We start from the raw sequence: 1,194 nt of genomic DNA, 5'->3' as shown, positions 1-1,194 counted from the left end.
CCCCCCCCCCCCCCCCCCCCCCCCCCCCCCCCCCCCCCCAGAAGGGGACTTTTTTCTTTCTTTTTTGTTTTTCGTCCGTATAGGACCGTATACGAACGTATTACCGCTGCTGTCGTGCTCCGGCTCCTGCCGGCCGTCACAGTCTGCTTGTGATACGCCCGTATGCGTGTACGTCCCTGGCCCCCACCTCTGCCAGCTCCATAGAGTGATAGGACGTCCTTACCCGAGGCTACATCCTCACTGCGCTGCTTGTGCCGCCTCCGTCTCGTGCAACCGCAAGGCGGCATATACAGGCGGTTTCCCGCCTGTTGTGGGTCGTTGCAGCCACCCACACTTCCTGTACTGCAAACAGGGTGCCCTTTACCCTTCTCCGGCGCATAATTAGGCACTGTAAGCCTCCGGTATAGTGTCTTTCCACAGTCAGCCCCGTGGCCTTTGGAGCGTTCCCCGTCTTTCCGGGGTGCCAACAAAAAGATGAACACGCGAAAGGTGCGTGCGCACACTGGCCTTGACCGGACTCGAACCGGCGACACCCACCCCATTAGGTTAGGGCGCTCTATCCTCCTGAGCTACAAGGCCATATGTCCCGGCGGCGGGAAAAGAAGCGAAAACCACCGCCGGGATAGGGGAAAAGGAGGAAGAGAGAAAGAGGGATGGAATAGCGGTTGCACCGCCTCCAATATCATATTGGCACATATTGAGTGTCCATTAACACGCGTTTTCCAAAACGTGCAAAAAAACCGCCCGGGTCTCCCCGAGCAGTTTTTTACGCCCTATCAAACTCTTTTTCTATCGCCCTTTTTATCCAGGCGTTGACGCTGAGCCCCGCGGCCTCTGCCGCCTCCTGTATCCTGTCCCTCTCCCCCTTTGGGAGTCTGAGCAGAATTTTGTCGTACGCTTTCGCCTCGTACCTGCCCACCGCTGCAATCTGCGCCTTTGATACCGTCAATCAGTTCACCTCCTTATTTTTTAATATAGTATCACGTTTTCATCGTGATAGCGATATATATTTTCAACAAATCATTGCGTTTATATTTGTGCAACATTACGTCTTGATATATCGCTAGCGTTATATTATGATATAGCCACAACAAAGCCAAACCGCAAGGAGGAATCACAATGAAAATGTACAGCAGCTACCGCGAAGCGTGCGATATCTTCGAGTCCATCAGCCCTGAGTTCATTTACAGTATC

General features: G+C 53.6%; 1 protein-coding gene and 1 tRNA gene. Both read right to left on the bottom strand.

Annotated features, from left to right (window positions below):
* Positions 1-503 precede the first annotated feature (503 nt).
* Positions 504-579 (bottom strand) — tRNA-OTHER (locus B5F94_RS15890).
* Between the two features lie 187 nt (positions 580-766).
* Positions 767-949 carry an Arc family DNA-binding protein gene (locus B5F94_RS15885; protein WP_087331556.1) on the bottom strand — a complete coding sequence of 61 codons (183 nt, stop codon included), beginning with the start codon at positions 947-949 and terminating at the stop codon, positions 767-769.
* Between the last annotated feature and the right edge of the window lie 245 nt (positions 950-1,194).

Source organism: Flavonifractor sp. An4 (assembly GCF_002161755.1).
Taxonomy (GTDB): Bacteria; Bacillota; Clostridia; order Oscillospirales; family Oscillospiraceae; genus Flavonifractor; species Flavonifractor avicola.
Note: the sequence above shows the minus strand (reverse complement) of the source record. Positions and strands in the feature narration are given on the sequence as shown.